Source organism: Bartonella sp. AC130YNZD, assembly GCF_042196865.1.
Taxonomy (GTDB): Bacteria; Pseudomonadota; Alphaproteobacteria; order Rhizobiales; family Rhizobiaceae; genus Bartonella.
Map to the genome: position 1 here is coordinate 1 of NZ_JBHIQZ010000065.1, position 3,467 is coordinate 3,467.

Here is a 3,467-nt window from a genome sequence, read left to right on the forward strand (position 1 = left end):
CTGTTGCTATTCATAGCAAGTTTTGTAAGCTGAAAAATACCCATTTGTAGCGGGTTAGCTCTAAATATGGTAAGGTTTTCTTTTACTATAGCTATCGCTTAAAGAGCTCTTTTAAAAGATTCTTTTTTATAAGAGGGAGAGTAAATGATTTATGCGCACTTGCTTTAGAAAAACTATTTAGCTGGATTTTTTGCTCTATAGCAACACCAGCGGGTGATTTTCCGTATTCCACCATCTTCATTACGCCGAACAGCGTAGCAATAATGCTGATTAGGAAACACATGCCGCTGCATGTCACGTACCATACCAGCAGCATGTCCATAGGGTGCCACACAATCAATAAACCACATATATTCTCCGCCTTGCCAATTCGCATCGGACAAAAGCTCTCCTTTTTCAAGCATAGATTGATGATTTTTTTCATCTAAAAAAGCCCAAGTGACAAAGGCACAAAATTCTCCACGTTCATTTTTATAGAGTTTATATTGCCCAGTCTGTAAAGCTGGTCCTAAATTTCGTTCGATATCCCAGATTCGCCAGCGGCGGTATAAGGGAGATGTAAGCATTAAAACCATCATAGCTCCTAACGCTGTAAGAGGATTTATGAGTGAAGGTGATGAATTTTCATTTACAGACATTATCTTTCCTTTAGAGATTGTTCTAAAATTTTGGTGATAGGTTCAAAGAAATAAGAAATGAGACGCCGTTTTGAGGTAATGACATCCGTTGTCACAGTCATGCCAGGGATAAATTTAAGATGTTTGTTATTCAAAGTGATATGATCTTGGTCAATTTTGATTAAAACAGCGTAGACACCATTAATTTCTTTATTATAGCGCGCTGTAGCGCCTACATTAACGACTGTACCGTGGATAACACCGAAACGTTCAGGTGGAAAGGCAGAAAACTTGATGTAAGCACGTTGACCCTTTTCTAAAAAACCAATATCTCGATTATCAAAAAACGCTTCAACAATGAGACCACCTGCATCAGGGACAATACGCATAAGCGTTTTACCAGCTTCTACAAAGCCGCCCAAAGTATGGATACTTAAATCATCGATACGTCCATCAACAGGTGCATAAAGTGATAAGTGGTCAAGATGGTATTGAGTGCTATCAAGCTTTGCTTTTAATCCTTGAAGATTCAGTTCTGTTTCACGCGAAAGTTGCCGATAGCGGGCGATTTCATCGGAAATGAGACTTTGCCGTTGTTGGCGGAGGGTGTTTATTTCGGCGGCATTTTCTTCCAAACGCCTTTGATTGGTTAAAATTTCATGCTCGACATTTTTAAAGTCATGTAAACGCTCTAAATAAACGGCTTGGCTAATGACTTTTGTTTCCATTAGGCTTTTTGCAGCTTTTAATTTTCCTTGGCTTAATTGACGATCATCTTCCAACCTATCTAATTGCGCATGTTGTGTTGCACCGCTGCGCTCGACGCGGTCCGCTTGTGCTTTTAGCGCTCTTAATTTATCTTGGAGAGATTGAAGGGTAGCGCTAATGAGTTTTTCCCCTTCTATTCTTGCAGTCGCGTTGCCAGAAGGAGGAGCTGGCAGATAGGCAAGCCCTTTGGTCACAAAATCTTTATCCAAAGGATCACTTTCATGCAAAGCTGTTAAAATAGCTGTTGCGATTTGTGCTTGAAGGGTTTGTTGCGCGATATCTGCTTGAACACGTGCGCACTCATTGAGGGCTTCACGGGGATCTAATTGAATAAGGAGATCCCCTTGATGAACAAATTGCCCTTCTTTTACAAGGATTTTCTCAATGCGTCCTGTATTTTGCGCTTGGACCAGCTGAACGTAAGCGGTGGGAATAACACTTCCTTGCCCCCGTGCAACAATCTCTGTTTTTGCGATAAAGCTGCCGATCACAATAAAGAGAAATAAAGCAATTAAAACAGCAACCACCATATGAAGCGTTGGTGACAAAGGGCGCAAATAGGGAGCTTTATCTGCCATTTTTTGCCTCCAAATCAGTAAAGTTTAAGACGGTTGCATGCTGAGGAAAGAGGTCACTTTTGTGGGTAATAACAAGAACAATACGTTCTTGCGAAAGTTTATATAAATGCTCAACAATTTGTGCACTGACAGTGTCATCCAATGCGGAAGTAGGTTCATCCAAAATAAGCAGGCTTGGGTTTATCAGAAAGAAACAAGCCAAAGCCAAGCGTTGGCGCTGACCACCTGATAAAAAACCACCTTGCTCTCCTACTTGAGTATTAAGTCCTAAAGGCAACTGAGCAATCAAATCATGGCAAGCACTAACATATAGTGCAGCGTCGATTTCATCTTTAGTGGCATCTGGTTTTGCAAGAAGCATATTCTCAAGAATGGTTCCGGAAAAAAGGCAAGGATTTTGGGGAAAATACGCGATTGTTTCACGCACGCTACGGACATCAAAATTCTGTAAAGGTTGGGCGTTAATCAATATCTTTCCGCTTGTTGGGGGATAGAGTCCACAAAGGAGCTTCGCCAAGGTTGTTTTTCCGCACCCTGAAGGACCAAGTAACATAATTGGTTGCCCAGGTTGTAAACAGACATCAAGATGATTGATAATGGACTTATCTCCATAAGAAAAACAGAGATCGTTGGCTTCAAGATGAGGAGGAGCGCTGAGTTGAAGAGGCGGCTTTTCTTCTTCCCATTCTGAAGGGGAGTTAAGAATATCGCCCAAACGAAGACGAGAGATTTTCAAATGCTGCCATTCTTCCCATAGGGATGCAAGGCTTAAGATAGGACCAGAAACATTTCCAGCGAGGAGATGAAAGGCAATAAGTTGTCCTAGCGTAATCTGGTTTTGAAGAACTGCCTGAGCACCAAAAAAGATAATAAAAACAGTGAAAAGATCACCAAAAATATGGCTCATGGCTCCATTGAGAAGATGCAATTTACTGGTTGTAAGGCTTTGATCCAGACTACGTGCTAGAGTTTCTTGCATGCGTACCGTATGAGCAGCTTCTTTTACGTGTGCTTTAATGGCTTCAAGATTGGTAAAACTTTCAATAAGGCGCGATTTATGGACAGCTTGCAGAGTGAAAGCACGGCGTAATTGGCGGCGCAAGAAGGGACCGACCAGCGCTAAAGAACCCATTTGTAAAGGTAAAATGATAAGGACAATAAAGGTCAGTTTCGGACTAATGGAAAAGAGTGCAACAATATAAATAATGGCAAAGAGAACATTTAGCACAGTTGTGGTGATGGTTCCTGTTAAAAAACCGCGAATTGTATCAACCTCTCCAATACGTGAAAACAATTCTCCCACTTGCCAACGGCGTAAAGTGGGCAAAGAGAGACTTAAAAGATGGGTATAAATGCGCCGTCCAAATTCTAGCGTAAGCCGATTGGCTAAATAAGCTCCTAAATAACCTGATAGAGTGCTAAGAGCTGTGCTAAACAGCATGATAGCAACCATCAAGACAACGATAGCATAGAGACTTTCAATACGCTGAAAAGGGAGAATACG

3 protein-coding genes are annotated in these 3,467 nt (G+C 41.4%); all 3 read right to left on the minus strand.

What is annotated here, in order from left to right:
* Positions 1-173: 173 nt before the first annotated feature.
* On the minus strand, positions 174-638 hold the full coding sequence (locus ACFINU_RS09345; RefSeq protein WP_375618894.1) for a toxin-activating lysine-acyltransferase: 465 nt from the start codon (positions 636-638) through the stop codon (positions 174-176).
* Positions 638-1,963, minus strand: coding sequence for an HlyD family type I secretion periplasmic adaptor subunit (locus ACFINU_RS09350; protein ID WP_375618895.1), 1,326 nt, complete (start codon positions 1,961-1,963; stop codon positions 638-640). The genes ACFINU_RS09345 and ACFINU_RS09350 overlap by 1 nt, the downstream gene beginning before the upstream one ends.
* A partial coding sequence (locus tag ACFINU_RS09355) for a peptidase domain-containing ABC transporter (RefSeq protein ID WP_375618896.1) occupies positions 1,953-3,467 on the minus strand: 1,515 nt, incomplete at its 5' end. The genes ACFINU_RS09355 and ACFINU_RS09350, both read right to left, overlap by 11 nt.

What these genes read in the sequence shown, in the direction of transcription:
- ACFINU_RS09350 (WP_375618895.1), bottom strand. Translation starts at nt 1,963, where the DNA reads ATGGCAGATAAAGCTCCCTATTTGCGCCCTTTGTCACCAACGCTTCAT.
- ACFINU_RS09345 (WP_375618894.1), bottom strand. Translation starts at nt 638, where the DNA reads ATGTCTGTAAATGAAAATTCATCACCTTCACTCATAAATCCTCTTACA.